Annotated in this window: 11 protein-coding genes; 9 read left to right on the forward strand and 2 right to left on the reverse strand. The window is 68.2% G+C overall.

Annotated features, from left to right (window positions below):
* Positions 1 to 229 precede the first annotated feature (229 nt).
* Together hemL and U1F38_RS01950 are read right to left on the reverse strand one after the other, a co-directional pair.
* Positions 230 to 1,534 (reverse strand): glutamate-1-semialdehyde 2,1-aminomutase, encoded by a 1,305-nt coding sequence (gene hemL, locus U1F38_RS01945; RefSeq protein ID WP_409985370.1) that lies wholly within the window; start codon positions 1,532 to 1,534, stop codon positions 230 to 232.
* Positions 1,518 to 2,465: a hydroxymethylpyrimidine/phosphomethylpyrimidine kinase gene (locus tag U1F38_RS01950; protein ID WP_409985371.1), complete on the reverse strand. Its 948-nt coding sequence runs from the start codon at positions 2,463 to 2,465 to the stop codon at positions 1,518 to 1,520. The genes hemL and U1F38_RS01950 overlap by 17 nt, the downstream gene beginning before the upstream one ends.
* Positions 2,466 to 2,758: 293 nt before the next feature.
* On the opposite strand from U1F38_RS01950, the gene U1F38_RS01955 reads away from it, so the two are divergent.
* The 9 genes from U1F38_RS01955 (at position 2,759) to pyrR (ending at position 15,836) form a co-directional block, all read left to right on the forward strand.
* Complete coding sequence (locus U1F38_RS01955; RefSeq protein WP_409985372.1) at positions 2,759 to 3,133, forward strand: PleD family two-component system response regulator; 375 nt, start codon at positions 2,759 to 2,761, stop codon at positions 3,131 to 3,133.
* A 4-nt stretch (positions 3,134 to 3,137) separates the two neighbouring features.
* Positions 3,138 to 3,503: a PleD family two-component system response regulator gene (locus U1F38_RS01960; protein ID WP_409985373.1), complete on the forward strand. Its 366-nt coding sequence runs from the start codon at positions 3,138 to 3,140 to the stop codon at positions 3,501 to 3,503.
* Between the two features lie 222 nt (positions 3,504 to 3,725).
* Positions 3,726 to 4,697 carry an IS110 family transposase gene (locus U1F38_RS01965; protein ID WP_409985785.1) on the forward strand — a complete coding sequence of 324 codons (972 nt, stop codon included), beginning with the start codon at positions 3,726 to 3,728 and terminating at the stop codon, positions 4,695 to 4,697.
* Positions 4,698 to 4,807: 110 nt separating this feature from the next.
* Positions 4,808 to 5,335: a chemotaxis protein CheW gene (locus U1F38_RS01970; RefSeq protein ID WP_409985374.1), complete on the forward strand. Its 528-nt coding sequence runs from the start codon at positions 4,808 to 4,810 to the stop codon at positions 5,333 to 5,335.
* Positions 5,336 to 5,350: 15 nt separating this feature from the next.
* Positions 5,351 to 7,594 (forward strand): methyl-accepting chemotaxis protein, encoded by a 2,244-nt coding sequence (locus U1F38_RS01975; RefSeq protein ID WP_409985375.1) that lies wholly within the window; start codon positions 5,351 to 5,353, stop codon positions 7,592 to 7,594.
* 297 nt (positions 7,595 to 7,891) lie between these two features.
* A complete protein-coding gene (locus U1F38_RS01980; protein WP_409985376.1) occupies positions 7,892 to 13,918 on the forward strand; it encodes an Hpt domain-containing protein in 6,027 nt (2,008 codons plus the stop codon).
* A 41-nt stretch (positions 13,919 to 13,959) separates the two neighbouring features.
* Entirely contained in the window at positions 13,960 to 14,559 is a 600-nt protein-coding gene (locus U1F38_RS01985; protein WP_409985377.1) for a YqgE/AlgH family protein, read from the forward strand.
* A 357-nt stretch (positions 14,560 to 14,916) separates the two neighbouring features.
* Positions 14,917 to 15,339, forward strand: a complete 423-nt coding sequence (ruvX, locus tag U1F38_RS01990) for a Holliday junction resolvase RuvX (protein WP_409985378.1) — start codon at positions 14,917 to 14,919, stop codon at positions 15,337 to 15,339.
* The gene (gene pyrR / locus U1F38_RS01995) at positions 15,336 to 15,836 is read left to right on the forward strand and encodes a bifunctional pyr operon transcriptional regulator/uracil phosphoribosyltransferase PyrR (protein ID WP_409985379.1); all 501 of its coding nucleotides are present in this window, start codon (positions 15,336 to 15,338) and stop codon (positions 15,834 to 15,836) included. Before ruvX ends, pyrR begins: the two co-directional genes overlap by 4 nt.
* Positions 15,837 to 15,838: the final 2 nt, after the last annotated feature.

The raw sequence follows: 15,838 nt of genomic DNA on the forward strand, positions 1-15,838 counted from the left end.
CCCAGTCTCCACTCGCTGCGCGATGTTTCGCCCACCCCCTTGCAGGGGGCATCGCCAGTGGCCGGGGAGACCCCGGCCACGGCGATCGCTGGCTTGGCCTGCTCCGCGGCCATTGGGCTCTTTGGGTTTCATGCCACGCGGGTGGCGCGCAGCGCCATGGAGAACCGAGATGAATTCGAGTCAAATCGGCCGCTGGCGCTTGACAATCAGGCGCAAAAAGCTATAAAAATCAGAGTAGCCGAAACACCTCGGCCGCCGCGCCGACGGTGGCGTCGATGTCGGCGTCGCTGTGCGCGGCGCTGACGAAACCCGCTTCATAGAGCGCCGGCGCGATGTACACGCCGCGATCGAGCAGGCCATGAAAAAGCGTGTTGAAGCGCGCGCCGTCGCTTTGCATTACCTGGCCGTAGTTGTGCGGCAGCTCGGGCAGCAAAAAGAAGCCGAACATGCCGCCTTCGCTGTCGGCCGCAAAGGGCACGCCGGCCGCGAGCGCCGCGGCCTTCAGGCCGTCGACCAGGCGATGCGTTTTGGCCGTGAGCGCCTCGAAGAAGCCGGGCTTGCTGATTTCGCGCAGCGTGGCCAGGCCGCAGGCGGTGGCCACCGGGTTGCCGCTCAGCGTGCCGGCCTGATACACCGGGCCCAGCGGGGCGAGCTGCTCCATCACCGCGCGCTTGCCGCCAAAGGCCGCCAGCGGCATGCCGCCGCCGATGACCTTGCCCATCACCGTGATGTCGGGCTCGAAGCCGGGGATCGAACGCGCATACACGCATTGCGCGCCGCCCAGCGCCACGCGAAAGCCGGTCATCACCTCGTCGTAGATCAGGAGCGCGCCGTGCTGCGTGCACAGCTCGCGGCAGCGGCGGGTGAACTCGACCGAAGCGCGCACGAAGTTCATGTTGCCCGCGATCGGCTCCATGATCAGGCCGGCCAGCGTGCTGCCGTGTTCGGCAAAGGCCGCTTCGAGCTGGGCGAGGTTGTTGTATTCGAGCACCAGCGTGTGCTGCACCACCTCGGGCGGCACGCCGGCGCTGGTGGGGTTGCCGAACGTCGCCAGGCCCGAGCCGGCCTTGACCAGCAGCGCGTCGGCGTGGCCGTGGTAGCAGCCCTCGAACTTGATGATTTTGCTGCGCCCGGTGGCGCCGCGCGCCAGGCGGATGGCGCTCATGCCCGCCTCGGTGCCGCTGCTGACCAGGCGCAGCATCTCCATGCCCGGGCGCAGCGCGATGATGGCCTCGGCCAGCTCGATCTCGCGCTCGGTCGGTGCGCCGTATGACAGGCCTTCGGTGACGGCCTTTTGCACCGCCTCCAGCACGGCGGGGTGGCCGTGGCCCAGGATCATCGGGCCCCAGGAGCCGATGTAGTCGATGTAGCGCGTGCCGCCCGCGTCCCAGAAATAGGGGCCTTGCGCGCGCTGCACGAAGCGTGGCGTGCCGCCCACGGCGCGGAAGGCGCGCACGGGCGAGTTGACGCCGCCGGGAATCACGCGGCGCGCGCGTTCCATCAGCATGTCGTTGGGGTCAGTGTTTGGTTTCATGAAGGACTTGGGTGAGATCGTCGGGTGTCGGCGCTTCGGGCGCCGCGCTCGTCGTGGATGGGTCATCGGCCTCGGCCCAGAACAGCCGGTCCGGCACGGCGCGCCCCATGCCGGGGCAAAAACCGTGGTCCAGCGCCTGGTCGAGGTATTGCAGGGCTTCGACGGTGGCTTCGGTCAGGTCCGAGCCGAGCGCCAGCAAGCCCGTCAGCGCGGCCGACACGGTGTCACCCGCGCCCAGGAAGTCGGCCTCGATGCGCTCGAACTCCTGCACGCACAGCTCGGCCTGTGGCGACACCAGCGCATTGCCGATGCGCTCGCTCGGCCGCGGCAAGCCGGTGACCAGGAGATAGGACACGCCGAGTTCGGCCGCGGCGCGCGCCAGGTCGGTGGCATCGGCGTGCCGGCGCGACGCCGATTCGGGCAGCAGCCAATGGCGCAGCGTGGTGTTGTTGCCCACCAGCACGGCGGTTTGCGGCAACAGCAACTCGCGCACGGCGTCGTGGTAGTCGTCGATTTCGTGTTCGTCCCACCAGGATAGGTCCGGCATGTAGGTGATGACGGGCAGGTCGGGGTAGTCGCTGGCGAAGGAGGCCACCGCCGCGACCGCCTCGGGGCTGCCCACGAAACCCACCTTGACGGCCAGCACGGGCATGTCCTCGGCAATCAGGCGGGCCTGCTCGGCGATGGCCGCGGCCTCCAGCGGCGCGTGGCCCACCGTCTCGCGGCTGTCACGCAGGTAGGCGCCGGTCACCACCGGCAACAGGTGCGCGCCCACCGAGCCCAGCGCGAGCGCGTCGCCACTCAGGCCGCCGCTGCCGGTGGGATCGACGGCGTTGAAGCTGACGATGCACGCCAGGGAGCCTTCGGCCTCGGGCGGCGAAGCGTCATTGTCGCGTTCATGCGACGTTTCAGAGGCTGTCAAACCGGTCATATGCCCAAAAGTCCTCTAATTTTGCCGCCGACGGGCCCCCGGAGTGGGGTTTCCGTTGATACAATCGATTGCAATTTATGCGTGGGGACTTTAGTTGTAATCAGCATGACGACATGGACGGGTTCAACCAGCGGCGCCCTTGATGGCGGGGCCGCAACCGCAACCGGGCATGGTAACGCGCCCGGCCGGTGCCCGTGCGACCGCCGGGGTTGTCATGTCAAAGAGTTCCGGTTCGCACGCCGCGGGCCGAATGATGTTTTGGTGGGGAGAATCGCTTGAATTCGACAGGGTCCATGAAAGTCCTCGTGATTGACGACAGCAACACCATTCGTCGCAGTGCCGAGATTTTTCTCAAGCAGGGCGGCCATGAGGTGACGCTGGCCGAAGACGGCTTCGACGCCTTGTCCAAGGTGAGCGACAGCCAGCCGGACCTGATTTTTTGCGACATCCTGATGCCGCGCCTGGACGGCTACCAGACCTGCGCCATCATCAAGCGCAACGAAAAATTCGCGGACACCCCGGTGGTCATGCTCTCGTCCAAGGACGGGGTATTCGACAAGGCCCGCGGGCGCATGGTCGGCTCGCAAGACTATCTGACCAAGCCGTTCACCAAGGATCAATTGTTACAAGCGGTCGCGCAACACGGTGCGGTCGTTCAAGGGGAATGATGGAATGCCAGTTCGCAGTGTTTTGATTGTCGATGACTCGAAAACCGAGTTGCTCCACCTCAGCGAGATGCTCAAGGGTGCGGGCTACGCCGTGGCCACCGCCGAGAGCGCCGAGGATGCGCAGGCGCAACTCGAGCGCCACAAGCCCGACCTCATCCTGATGGATGTGGTGATGCCGGGTCAGAACGGTTTTCAGCTGACCCGCTCGCTGACGCGCGACCCGCGCTTTGCCGACGTGCCCGTGATTCTGTGCACCAGCAAGAACCAGGAAACCGATCGCGTCTGGGGCATGCGCCAGGGTGCGCGCGACTACATCGTCAAACCGGTCGATCAGGCCGAATTGATGGGCAAGATCAAGCGGCTCGACTGAAATGAAACACCCCCGGTCTCCACTCGCTGCGCGATGTTCCGCCCATCCCCTTGTATCTTTGCAACTGCAGTCCTCGTTCAGTTGTCGTCAGTGCGCCAAACCTGCCTCCCCCTGGAGCCTTGAGTTCGACCTTGAGCAATCGGTCAACGCATTGACATCTTTCATCCAACCACGTAGCCCGAACAGTTGCCGATCATGAACATGCATGCACAAGGTGGGGTAGTGAGTGGCGTCGGTCGAGCCAACGCCGGTATTGATGTGTCCAAACTGCATCTCGATGCATGCGTGGGCGATCAGCATCGGCGCGTGCCCAACGACGCCGACGGGTGGCAGGAGCTGATCAATCAGTTCAAGAGCACCGATGTTGATTTGGTGGTCATCGAGGCCACTGGTGGCTACGAGCGTGAACTGGTGTGGGCGCTGCAACGTGCCGGCATTGCGGTCGCGCGTGTCAATCCGCGTCAGAGCCACGACTTCGCCAAGTCGATGGGTGAGTTGGCCAAGACCGACAAGGTCGATGCCCGCATCCTGCGCGACTTTGCCGACGTGTTGGCGCGCCACAAGGATCGAGCCAAATACATCACGCCTATGGAGGATGTCCGGCGCCAGGAGTTGGCAGTGCTGATGACACGGCGTCGGCAGCTCATCGAGATGCGAGTGGCTGAAGGCCACCGCTTGGAGCAGGCCAGCGCACGCGCCGCGCGCAGCATCAAAGCCGTCCTCGGGATGCTGGACAAGCAGATCGCGGCCATTGATGCGGACGCCGACTCGCACCTGGATCGACACTTCAAGCAGCAGCGCGCGTTGCTCGACAGTGTCAAGGGCGTCGGTCCGGTGGCGATTCTCACCCTGAGCGCGGCGCTGCCCGAATTGGGCCGGCTCAAGCGACGCCAGATCGCCAAGCTGGTGGGTGTGGCTCCCCTGGCCAATGATTCGGGCGAGCGCAGTGGCAAGCGTCGTATCTGGGGTGGGCGCGCCGAGGTGCGGGCCGTGGTGTACATGGCCGCGCTCTCAGCCATTCGCTACAACCCCGTGTTCAAGGTCTTCTATGAGCGTTTGCTACAAGCGGGCAAACCCAAGAAAGTGGCCATCGTCGCTTGCATGCGCAAGCTCTTGACGATTCTCAACGCCATGCTCAGAGATAAAACCGCCTGGGATCTGTCCAAGCATGAAAATTTCATTCAACAGACTTGACTTGAGAACACAGTTGCTCAAGGGGGCATCGCCCCTGGCCGGCTCCGCGGCCACTGGGCTCTTTGCGTTTCATCGGCTGCGGGTGGCGCGCAGCGCCATGGACAACTGAGATGGCCAAACAGGCGCTGCGCGACTTTCAACACCGCTTGGCCGAGCGCTTGCAGGCCGCGCGCACGCAGGGCGTCGCGGCGTCCTGGCTGGCGGTGCGCGCCGGCGCCGAGCGTTTGCTGGTGCCGCTGAGCCACGCGGCCGAAATCTTTCCCTGGACCGATGTGCAGCGGGTGCCCTACGTCCAGCCTTGGTTCCTGGGCGTGGCCAACCTGCGCGGCAACCTGTGCGGGGTGGTCGACCTGGCGGCGTTCCTGCATGGCGGCGAGGCCGCGTCGAGGCCGGCGCTGGCGCAAGCCCAATGCCGCCTGATCGGCTTCAACGCGCTGCTGGAATCCAACTGCGCCGTGCTGGTGGACGAGTTGCTGGGCATGCGCACCACGCAGGCCTTTGCGCAGTCCAGCGCACGCCAGCCCTCCGACCCCGAATACGTGGGCCACACCTACGTCGATCACGAAGGCGGTCGTTGGCGCGAACTCAATTTGCAGGCGCTGTCGCAACAGCACGTTTTTCTCGAAATCGGTGCGTAGCATCAAGGTGAAATCATGGCTCTGACTGGCGATTTGTCGATGATGTTCAGGAAAAAAAGCCCGGCGGCGGACCCTGCCGACCACAGCGACACGGTGGCGATCCACGATCCGTCCAGCACCGTGTCGGAATACGACTCGGTCGATCAAGACGCCGTGGCCCTGGCGACCCCGCCCGAGTCCCCCGGTGGTGCGTCCGACGAGGTTTTCCTGATCCCGCTGCTGGGCCGGCGCAGCGCGGCGCAGCATCAGCGCGTGCTCTCGATCGTGTTGTCGGTGGCCTTGCTGGCGCTGGCCGTGCTGGTGTTCTGGATGGTGTCCAGCGCCGACCGCGTCGCGCAGCAGGTGGGTGCCACCGGTCAGGCCTTGATGCAGTCGCAGCGCCTGGCCAAGTCGGTGTCGCAGGCCTTGCTCGGCAGCGCCAGCGCGTTCCCGGAGGTCAAGGAAAGCGCCGACTCCCTTGTCTCCAACTTCGATGGCTTGCGCGAGGGCGCGCCGGGGCTTTCGGCACTGGGGGATGCTTACGAGGGCGAACTCGGCAAGATCGCGCCCCTGGTGCAGCGCGCTCAAAAGAGCGCCGCCACGGTGTTGGCGCAGCAGAAGGTGATGACGCAGGTGGGCGGTGCCTTGCGCTTCGTCAGCCGCAAGTCCTCCGACCTGTCCGAGGCAGCTGAGACCGTCGCAGCGCTGAAGCTGCAGCACGGGGCGCCCGCGGGCGAAATCGCCGCCACGGGACAACTGGTGATGATGGCGCAACGCATCGGCAAGTCGGCCAGCGAACTGCTGACGGTCGAAGGGGTCAGTCCGGAAGCCATCTTCCTGCTGGGCAAGGATCTCAATTCATTCAAGGAACTGGGCCAGGGTCTGCTGGACGGCAACAGCGAGGCGCGCCTGGCGCCGGCGCGCGACGCGCAGACGCGCGACGCCCTGGCCGGCGTGCTCAAGACCTACGAGGAAATGCGCGTGCAGGCCGGCAGCGTCCTGGGCAACGTCCAGGCACTGGCGGCCGTGCGCGACGCGCAAAGCACCATCGTTGCCGACAGCGAACCGCTGCGCAAGGACATCGAGGACCTGCAGTCGCGCCTGGCCGACGAGTCGGGCGTGGGTGCGGGCAGTTGGCTGCTGATGGCGCTGGTGCTGGCCGTGCTGGCCCTGGCCATTGCCGGCCTGGTCTACACCTGGCTGCACGAAAGCCGTCAGCGCCAGATGCTGGCCGAATCGCAGCGTCAGAGCGCAGAACAGCAGCAGCTGGACGCCAAGCGCGTCAACGACGCCAACCAGGCCGCCATCTTGCGCCTGATGAACGAACTGCAGACGGTGGCCGAGGGCGACCTGACGCAGGAAGCCACGGTGACCGAGGACATCACGGGCGCCATCGCCGACTCGGTGAACTACACGGTGGAAGAGCTGCGTTCGCTGGTGGGCAGCGTGCAAAGCACGGCCACGCGGGTGGCGCAGACCACCGCGCGGGTGGAGAGCACCTCGTCCGAACTGCTCACGACCTCGACCGACCAGCTGCACGAAATCCGCCAGACCGGCCAGTCGGTGCTGGACATGGCCACGCGCATCAACGCGGTGTCGGCCCAGGCGCAGCAATCGGCCACGGTGGCGCGCCAGTCGAGACAGGCGGCCGAGTCGGGCCTGCAGGCGGTGCAAGACGCCATTGGCGGCATGAACGCCATCCGCGACCAGATTCAGGAAACCTCCAAGCGCATCAAGCGTCTGGGCGAGTCTTCGCAGGAAATTGGCGAAATCACCGAACTGATCTCGGACATTACCGAGCAGACCAACGTGCTGGCGCTCAACGCGGCCATCCAGGCCGCCTCGGCGGGCGATGCTGGCCGCGGCTTCTCAGTGGTGGCCGAAGAAGTGCAGCGCCTGGCCGAGCGCTCGGCCGATGCCACGCGGCAGATCGCCACGCTGGTCAAGACCATCCAGACCGACACCCAGGACGCCGTGGCTGCCATGGAGCGCTCCACGCAGGGTGTGGTCGAGGGCGCGCAGCTGTCCGACCGCGCTGGCACCGCGCTGACCGAGATCGACAGCGTGTCGCGCCAACTGGCCCAACTGATCGAGCAGATCTCGGTTTCGACGTCCAACGAGGCCGGCCAGGCGAACGAGGTGGCCAGCAACATCCAGCACATTTTTGCCACCACCGAGCACACCGGCGAGAGCACCCGCTCGACGGCACAGCAGGTGCGCGAACTGGCCCGCATGGCCGACGAGCTGCGCCAGTCGGTGGCCCGTTTCAAGATTGCTTGAAGTGGCTCGCCCCCAGTCTTCACTTGCTGCGCGATGTTTCGCTTTCCCCCGTCCGGGGGCATCGCCCGCGGCCGGGGGGACCCCGGCCACGGCGATCACGGATGTGGCCTGCTCCGCGGCCATTGGGCCCTTTGCGTTTCATCGGCTGCGGGTGGCGCGCAGCGCCATGGATAACTGATATGAGTTGCCGCCCAAGCTGTTCGGCGTGGCTCTTGGTCTCTGGGGTTCAACATCGCAGGCGCGCCAGCGCCAGCCCCATTCGCGGGACTTGAACAAGGTATTGGAGTGCATTGACCCATGGTCACCGACCGCCTCACTGAAAACGCCGCCGCTGCGGCCGTGCCCGCGGGCGACCTGGGGCCGCTGGCCTGGGTCCTTGATGAAACGCGCAAGTCGATCCAGGCGGCCACCAAGGCGCTGCGGCGTTTTGCCCACGAGGCCGAGCATGCCCGCGGGATCGATTTGGCCTCGGTCGATGCCAGCCAGCTGCGCGCGGCGCGGCAACAGTTGCATCAGGTGGCCGGCGCGCTCGACATGGTGGGACAGACCGTGGCGGCGCACATGGTGCGCGGCATGGAGACGGCGGCCCAGCGCTTTACTGCGCAGCCCGAAACCTGCACCGAGGCGGCCGCCGCCACGCTGGAGAAAGCCGGTTTCGCGCTGATCGAATTCGTCGAGAGCCAGTTGGGCGAGCGCCCGCGTTCGGCGCTGGGCCTGTTCCCGCAGTTTCGGCAGGTGCAGGAACTGGCGGGCGCCGACCGCATTCATCCCGCCGACCTGTGGTCCCAGCCCTGGCGCTGGGCCGAACCGCAACTGCCACCGTCGATCCAGGCCCTGTCTTATGGCGCGGCGGTGCGCAATCGCATGGATCACGGCGTGCTCAAGATCATGCGGCACGCCGATCGCCACGCAGCGGCCGAGCTGGCCACCGTGAGCCGCGGGCTGGCGAGCGGTGCTGCGGCGGGTCATCCGACCGTCTTCTGGCAATTGGGCGCCGGCTTTTTCGAGGCTTTGGCGCGCGCGCTGCCGATCGACGCCTACGTCAAGCGCACGGCCTCGCGCGTGTTGCTGCAATACACGACGCTGGCGCGCGGCGATGCACTCATCTCCGAACGTCTGGCGCAAGACCTGCTGTTTTTCTGTGCCCAGGCGCCCGCGGGCGAGGCCGCTGACGCGCCTGCACTCGCCGCCGTGCGCAGCGCCTGGGGCTTGCAGGGGCACGAGCCGGTGGACTATGAACAACCGAGCTTCGGTCTGTACGACCCGGCGGTGCTGGCGCAGGCGCGCCGCCGCATCGAGGCGGTGAAGGAAAACTGGTCGGCCCTGGCCGGCGGCGACCTGGCTCGCCTGAAGCCCAGCGTGGACCAACTGGGTTTGGTGGTGGAGTCGCTGGAGCGGCTGCACCCCGGCAGCGAGCCGCTGACCCAGGCCCTGCGCACGGTGGCGCAGCAGATTTTGCGCAAAGGGCAGGAGCCCACCCCGGAGCAGGCCATGGAAGTGGCCACGACGGTGCTGTTCCTGGAAGCCTCGCTCGCCGAGTTCCGGCCGCTGGATGCGACCCTGGTCGCGCGCATGCGCGAGCTGGCCGGGCGGCTGGAGGCGGTCTGCGACGGCCGGCCGGTCGAAGGCCTGCAGCCCTGGATGGAGGAGCTGTACCGGCGCGTCAGCGATCGGCAGACGCTGGGCACCGTGGTCGGCGAGTTGCGCGTGACCCTGGCCGACGCCGAGCAGCGCCTGGATCAGTTCTTCCGCAAGCCCACCGAGCGCACCGCGCTGGATCCGGTACCGGGGCTGCTGGCGCAGATGCGCGGCGTGCTGAACGTGCTCGGGCTGGATCAGGCCGCGCTGGCCGTTGCCCGGATGCGCGAGCGCGTCGAGGCCATGCGCGACGATCAGGCGCCCGATGAATCGCGGCAGTCCGAGGCGTTCGAGAAGCTGGGCAACAGCCTGGGGGCCATGGGTTTTCTCATCGACACCCTCAGTTACCAGCCCGCCCTGGCGCGCAAGCTGTTTGTGTACGACGAAGCGCGTGACGAGTTCCGCTTTCTGGGTGGGCGCGTCGGCGGTGCTGCCGATCGTTCCGTGGTCCCCGACGTGGCGCTCGCGCACCAGGAACCGGCGCCTGCAGCGCCGTCGGGCCTGGCCCCGCTCGATTCGCTGCTGGACGAGCGCTCGCCCCAGCAACTGGAGCAGGTGGCGGCACAAGCGGCGCTGGATGGGCGTTACGCGCTGGCGCAGGCCGCCCATCACGCCGCGGCCGTGGCTCGCGAGAGCGACGACACCGCGCTGGATACGGCGCTGCAACAGTTGCATGCGGTGGACGCGGCGCCCCGGCCGGCTCCCGTCGAGGCCGATCCGTCGCCGACCGAGCTGTCGTCGGATGACGATTTGCTGGACATCTTTCTGGACGAAGCGCGCGAGGTGACGGCCACCGGTTCGGCCGCGGTCCTGGCGCTGCAGGCGGATCCGGACGATGCCGAGCAACTGACCACGCTGCGGCGGGCGTTTCACACGCTCAAGGGCAGCTCGCGCATGGTCGGCCTGAACGAGTTTGGCGCGGCCGCCTGGGCGCTGGAGCAGTTGCTCAACGCCTGGCTGGCCGAGCAAAAGCCCGCCAGCAATGCCTTGTGCGGTGTCGCCGGCGAGGCCTTGACGGCGTTTTCGTCCTGGGTCGATGACATTGCAGGGCGCCGTGCGGGCGCGTGGTCGGCCGCGCCGTTCGAGGCCATGGCCGGCGCGTTGCGACTGCGGGGCGAGCGCATTGCCTTGGCCGGAGCGCTTGCGGCTTCGGAGCCAGTGGCCGCGGCGGATCTGCACCTTGAATCGGCCCACCCGGCGGGTGCCGAAACGGTGACGGTTGCGCCAGGTGCCGAGCCTGAACCGCCCGTGCTGCTGCCCGGGGTTGCTGCCGAATCGCCCGATCCGCTGTTGGCGGCCTTTGATCTGCCGGATCTGGAGCTGTCCGAGCCGATCGTGCTCAACGGCGTGGCGGAGGTGGCCAAGCCTGTGGCGGCGGAGTCGAACTTCATCGACCTGACCGGAGTTCAGGCGGATGCGGATGCCGTGGCCGCCGCGTTCGAGGCGCCGACAACCCTGTCGCCACTGGCCGCGGCCGAGGCCCATGAGCCGCTGGATTTCGAGTTTCACCTGGAGCCCGACGCGCCTGCGCCGGCGGTGCCCAGCGGCTTGGTCGCGCTGGACCTGCCCGATTTGCAGCTGCCGCCCGCGACGCCGGACGAGGCGTCGCACCAAGCGCTGCTCGAGACCGATGCACCGCCTGCAGTCGATGACGTGGCGAGCGCGCCCGAGTTTGCAGCCGCGCCGCCGGCCGACCCGGCAGTGACCTGGGTGGGGCCGCTGCGCATCAGCACACCGCTGTACAACGTATACCTGAGCGAAGCGGACCAGTGGTCGGCGCAATTGGCGTCGGATCTGGCACAGTGGGGCCGCCACGTCCAGGCGCCGCTGCCCGAGCGCGCCGTGGCGCGCGCGCATTCGCTGGCCGGCAGCTCGGCCACGGTGGGGTTCACGGCGCTGTCGGATCTGGCGCGCACGCTGGAGCATGCGCTCGAGCGCCTGCAAGGCCAGCCGCAGGGCACGCCCGATCAGGCCCTGGTGCTCAACCATGCCGCCGACGAGCTGCGGGGCATGCTGCATCAGTTTGCCGCCGGCATCCTCAAGGATCCGGCGCCGGACGTTGTCCAAGCCGTGCGGGCGCTGGAGCCTGCCGAAGCGCCGGCAAACCTGTCGGGCTCGCCTGCGGACACCGCACCATCGGCGATGGCGCCCACCGAAGCGGCGATTGCCGACACCGAAGTGCGCGAGCCCGATCCGGTGCAAGAGGGCGCCGCATGGCCCGCGCATGCCATGCCGTCCACCGTCGCGCCGCTGGCGCCCGAGGCGGCGCACCACGCGAGCACCGAAGGGCTCGCCCAGGGTTTTGCAGATGACATCGACGTTGCCGATGCCGTCGATCCGGATCTGTTTGCGATCTTCGAGGAAGAGGCCGACGAGTTGCTGCCGCAGCTGAGCGCCGCGTTGCGTCAATGGGCCGCGCAGCCGCAGGATCTGGGCGCGCGCGCGCAGGCGCTGCGCGTGTTGCACACGCTCAAGGGCAGCGCCCGACTGGCGGGCGCCCTGCGCCTGGGCGAGATGGCGCACCGAACCGAATCGGCCGTGGAGATGCTGGGCACCGAGAGCATCACGGCGGCGGACGTCGAGCCTTTGCTGGAGCACCTGGACCGCATCCAGGCTGATTTTCAGGCCCTGCGCACGAGCGCCGAGGCCAACGTGGATCAAGTGCTTGTTGCGCCGCCGTCGGCCGATGCGTCGGCCGCCGACGCGTCCCTGGCGTCCGCCCCCGTGCACGCCAGGCCCGACGCCGTCCCGGCGCCCGAGCGCGGCGACGTGGCCGAGCCCACCGCGTTCTCGTTTGCCGCCGCGCGTGCCAGCGCCCGGCAGACCGTGCGGGTGCGCTCGCAGCTGCTCGATCGGTTGATGAGCCAGGCCGGCGAGGTGATGAGCTCGCGCGCCCGACTGGACAAGGACGTGGCGCAGTTGCGCGCGGCCCTGGCGGATCTGACCGGCAACGTCGAACGCCTGCGCGGGCAGCTGCGCGACGTCGAGTTGCAGGCCGAGACGCAGATGCAATCGCGCATGGCGCAGTCCAAGGACACGGCGCAGAGCTTCGATCCGCTGGAGTTCGACCGCTTCACCCGCATGCAGGAGCTCACCCGCATGATGGCCGAGTCGGTCAATGACGTGGCCACCGTGCAGCGCAACCTGCAGCGCGCGATCGATGCGAGCGAGGATGAGCTGGTCGCCCAGGCGCGCCAGTCGCGCGATTTGCAGCGTGACCTGCTGCGCACCCGCATGGTCGAGTTCGACGGCATTTCGGAGCGCCTGTACCGGCTGGTGCGCCAGGCTTCCAAGGAGTCGGGCAAGCAGGTGCGCCTGGACATCGTCGGCGGCAACATCGAGGTGGACCGCGGCATCCTCGAGCGCATGACGCCCGCTTTCGAGCACTTGCTGCGCAACTGCGTCGTGCACGGCATCGAAGGCCCGGACACGCGCCGGGCCTGCGGCAAGGACGCCACCGGAACGATCACCATCGAGGTGCAGCAGTCGGGCAACGACGTCGCGGTCCAGTTCCGCGACGACGGCGCCGGCCTGGACCTGGCGCGCATCCGGGCCCGCGCGATCGAGCGCGGCCTGATCACGCCGGAGCAGTCGCTGAGTGACGCCGAGACCCGCCAGCTGGTGTTCCAGCCCGGCTTCACCACGGCGACCGAGGTGACCGATCTGGCCGGCCGCGGCGTCGGCCTGGACGTGGTGCGCACCGAGGTGCAGGCCTTGGGCGGGCGCATCGAAACCGAATCCGCACCGGGCCAGAGCACGGCGTTTCGCCTGGTTCTGCCGCTCACCACCGCCGTCACGCACGTGGTCATGATCCGCATGGGCGATCTGCTCATCGGCGTGCCGGCCAGTCTGGTCGAGCGCGTGCACCGCAGCCGCCCGGACGAACTGGCCCGCGCCTATGCCGACGGGGCGATCCGCTTCGACGAAGAGGACGTGCCCTTCTTCTGGGGCGGCGCCCTGCTGCAACACTCGGTGCGCAGCCGCGAGCCGGCGGCCAAGACCGCTCCGGTGGTGCTGCTGCGCTCGGCGGCGCAGCGCACCGCCATGCACGTCGATGAAGTGCTGGGCGGCCAGGACGTGGTGGTCAAGGCGCTTGGCCCGCAGCTGTCGCGCCTGCCGGGCCTGGTTGCCATCACGGCCCTGGCCTCCGGCGTGGTCGCGCTCATCTACAACCCGGTGGCCCTGGCCACGGTGTATGGCGAGCAGGTGCGCGCCTTGCAACCCGCATCGCCCGATGCGCCCGCGGCAGCCGGCGCCGCCACCCCGGCCGTGGGTGGCGCGCTGCCGGCGCAGTCCGACATTCCGCTGGTGCTCGTGGTCGACGATTCCATCACCGTGCGCCGCGTCACGCAGCGCCTGCTGCAACGCGAGGGCTATCGCGTGGCCTTGGCGGCCGACGGCCTGCAAGGGCTCGAGCGCTTGCAGCAGGAGCGCCCGGCGGTGGTGCTGTCCGACATCGAGATGCCGCGCATGGACGGTTTCGACTTCCTGCGCAACATCCGCGCCGACGCGGCGTGGCGCGATTTGCCGGTGGTGATGATCACCTCGCGCACGGCCGACAAGCACCAGGAGCACGCGCGCCAGTTGGGCGCCAACCACTACCTGGGCAAGCCGTATTCGGAAGACGAATTGCTCGGCCTGGTGCGCACCTACGCGCAGGCTGCGAAGGCGGCCGTGGCCGGCTGAAACCGGCCACGCGCCCGGGGCCGGGCCGGTAGAATCGGGCCATGGCCGATGCCGTCCAGCCCATCAATTTGACGAATCACTTCCTGATCGCCATGCCGGGCATGGAGGACGGCACCTTTGCGCGCAGCGTGGTCTACGTTTGCGAGCACAGCGAGCACGGGGCGCTGGGGCTGATCATCAACAAGCCCGGCGACATCAACATGGCCGACCTGTTCCAGAAGGTCGATCTGCCGCTGGCGCGCGCCGAGCTGGGTGGCCTGCCCGTGTTCCACGGCGGCCCGGTGCAGACCGAGCGCGGCTTCGTGCTGCACGAGCCCATCACCGCCGAAGGCCTGCCGCCGGACGAATCCATCTATGCCTCCACGCTGACGGTGCCCGGCGGGCTGGAGATGACCACTTCCAAGGACGTGCTCGAGGCGCTGTCCAGCGGCGGCGGCCCGCGCCGCGTGCTGATCACGCTGGGCTATTCGGCCTGGGGCGAAGGCCAGCTTGAATCCGAGATTGCGGGCAACAGCTGGCTCACCGTGGGCGCCGACACCGACCTGATCTTCGACGCGCCGATCGAGCAGCGCTATGAGCGCGCCCTGGCCCTGCTGGGTTTGCAGGCCTGGATGATCGCGCCCGAGGCAGGGCACGCCTGAGATGAAACACCCCCAGTCTCCACTCGCTGCGCGATGTTCCGCCCACCCCCTCAAGGGGGCATCGCCAATGACCGGGGAGACCCCGGCCACGGCGATCGCGGGCATGGCCTGCTCCGCGGCCATTGGGCTCTATGCGTTTCATTGGCTGCGGGTGGCGCGCAGCGCTATGGATAACTGAAATGAACCACCTTCGGTCTCCACTCGGTGCGCGATGTTTCGCATACCCCCGTCCGGGGGCATCGCCCGCAGCCGGGGAAACCCCGGTCACGGCGATCGCGGGCCTGGCCTGCTCCGCGGCCTTTTGGCTCTTTGAGTTTGATGCCCTGCGGGTGGTGCGCAGCGCCATGAATGGTTGAGATGGATGCGCCTGGTGTCATGGGCCAGACCGTTGCAGCCAGCGCGCAGCAGTTCCTGGCCTTCGACTACGGCCTCAAGCGCACCGGCGTGGCCAGCGGCAACCGCGTCACGCGCAGCGCCACGCCGCAGGGCACGATTGCCGCCGAGGGCGATGCCCGCTGGGCGCCGATTGCGGCGCGCGTGAAGGAGTGGCAGCCCGACGCCCTGGTGGTGGGCGTGCCGCGCCACCCCGACGGCGCCGAGCACGAGAACACGCGGCGGGCGCTGCGCTTTGCGCGCCAGTTGCGCGCGCGCTTCGGCTTGCCGGTGTACGAGGTGGACGAGCGCTACAGCACCACCGAGGCGCTGGCCGCCGGCGCGCGCGACGCCGATGCGGCGGCGGCGGCCATCATCCTGGATCAGTTCTTGAGGAGTCTTGCATGAGTTCATTGGCGCTGGATGCCGAGGCGCTGTATGGCGAGCTGGCGCGCGGCGTGCGCGCGCTGCTGGGCGCCGACACGCAGCTGGCCGGCGTGGTTTCGGGCGGCGCGTGGCTGGCCGAGCGCCTGCAGCGCGATCTGGGGCGCGCCGGCGCGGCGGGGGCGCTGTCCTCGGCCCTGCATCGCGACGACTTTGCCAAGCGCGGCCTGTCGGCACATGGGCAAACCGTGCTGCCCTTCGAGGTCCAGGGCGCCGACATCCTGCTGCTGGACGACGTGCTCTTCACCGGCCGCACCATCCGCGCCGTGCTGAACGAATTGTTCGACTACGGCCGCCCCGCCCGGGTGCGCCTGGCGGTGCTGGTGGATCGCGGCGGACGCGAGCTGCCCGTGGCGGCCGAGTTTGCCGCCGCGCGCGTGGCGCTGCCGGCCACCCAGTCGCTGCGGCTGGCGCGCGAGGGCGACGGCTCCTTCAGTTTTCACATTCAACCGCGGGCGTGATC

The sequence above is a fragment of the Ottowia sp. genome (assembly GCF_046348305.1).
Lineage (GTDB): Bacteria > Pseudomonadota > Gammaproteobacteria > Burkholderiales > Burkholderiaceae_C > Ottowia.

Excerpts from the sequence above, each read along its gene's own strand:
- U1F38_RS01950 (WP_409985371.1), bottom strand. The coding sequence starts at position 2,465 with ATGACCGGTTTGACAGCCTCTGAAACGTCGCATGAACGCGACAATGAC.
- U1F38_RS01975 (WP_409985375.1), top strand. The coding sequence starts at position 5,351 with ATGGCTCTGACTGGCGATTTGTCGATGATGTTCAGGAAAAAAAGCCCG.
- U1F38_RS01985 (WP_409985377.1), top strand. The coding sequence starts at position 13,960 with ATGGCCGATGCCGTCCAGCCCATCAATTTGACGAATCACTTCCTGATC.
- U1F38_RS01970 (WP_409985374.1), top strand. The coding sequence starts at position 4,808 with ATGGCCAAACAGGCGCTGCGCGACTTTCAACACCGCTTGGCCGAGCGC.
- hemL (WP_409985370.1), bottom strand. The coding sequence starts at position 1,534 with ATGAAACCAAACACTGACCCCAACGACATGCTGATGGAACGCGCGCGC.
- U1F38_RS01960 (WP_409985373.1), top strand. The coding sequence starts at position 3,138 with ATGCCAGTTCGCAGTGTTTTGATTGTCGATGACTCGAAAACCGAGTTG.
- U1F38_RS01955 (WP_409985372.1), top strand. The coding sequence starts at position 2,759 with ATGAAAGTCCTCGTGATTGACGACAGCAACACCATTCGTCGCAGTGCC.
- pyrR (WP_409985379.1), top strand. The coding sequence starts at position 15,336 with ATGAGTTCATTGGCGCTGGATGCCGAGGCGCTGTATGGCGAGCTGGCG.
- U1F38_RS01980 (WP_409985376.1), top strand. The coding sequence starts at position 7,892 with ATGGTCACCGACCGCCTCACTGAAAACGCCGCCGCTGCGGCCGTGCCC.
- ruvX (WP_409985378.1), top strand. The coding sequence starts at position 14,917 with ATGGATGCGCCTGGTGTCATGGGCCAGACCGTTGCAGCCAGCGCGCAG.